Source organism: Microbacterium umsixpiens (assembly GCF_053543675.1).
Map to the genome: position 1 here is coordinate 4,712 of NZ_JBLVOH010000229.1, position 746 is coordinate 5,457.

Below are 746 nucleotides of genomic sequence, written 5' to 3' on the forward strand. Positions count from 1 at the left end.
GGCGAGGTCGGACATCGCGCGATCCGCGAACGTCGGGTCGTCGGCGGAGATGGCGACGGCGCGGGCGAAGGCTTCGAGCGGCCCCGCGCCGAGCGCGATGGTGCCGTCGAAGTCGAGGACGATGGTGGGGAGCACGGTTCTCCTGGTCAGGATCGGGACGATGCGTCCATACTTACAGTCGTTCATGGACGATACGACCATCCTGTGTGAACAGTGCGTGAACTCCGGTTCCGATGCGGGCATCCGCGCCCGCTACGCTCATCGTCGTGATCGAACGACTGGATGCCGCGGCTACCGCGCACGACGCCGCCGACGTGCTGTCGATGTTCGACTGGCTCGGTCCGGCGATCGATGCCGATGCTCGGGACGAGCGCTTCGCCCGCTGGGGCCGATCCACCGCCGTGGACGAGAACGTCGGAGCGCCGGTGCTGTCACGGTCGACCTTCGAAGCGCTGCACGACCGCGCAGGTCTGGACTCGGCGTGGCCGGTCGGCAACGCCGGACTGCTGCACGTGTACGGCTATCTGCTCTCGACCACGCCCACTCCGTACGGCCTGAAGCGCGATCGCTGGCTCGGCGGTGAGCTGGCCCGCGCGTGCGGACTGGCCCCCGATGCCTTCGTCCCCTGGATCGGCGAGCGCACACTCCTCGACCGCGTGACCGAGGTCGCCGAGACCCTGATCGCCGGCGTGCCGGTGCGGCGGCAACGACTCGGCGACGTGGATGCCGTCGTCGCGGTCGCCGAT

General features: G+C 69.3%; 1 protein-coding gene and 1 pseudogene. One reads left to right on the forward strand and one right to left on the reverse strand.

Annotated features, from left to right (window positions below):
- Nucleotides 1-186, reverse strand: a pseudogene (locus tag ACNPM4_RS19320) (hypothetical protein); the annotation flags it as partial.
- A gap of 80 nt (nt 187-266) precedes the next feature.
- Between ACNPM4_RS19320 and ACNPM4_RS19325 the strand changes: the two are divergent.
- Nucleotides 267-746, forward strand: a 480-nt coding sequence (locus ACNPM4_RS19325) for an amino acid deaminase (RefSeq protein WP_448986846.1), incomplete at its 3' end; no start/stop codon positions are given.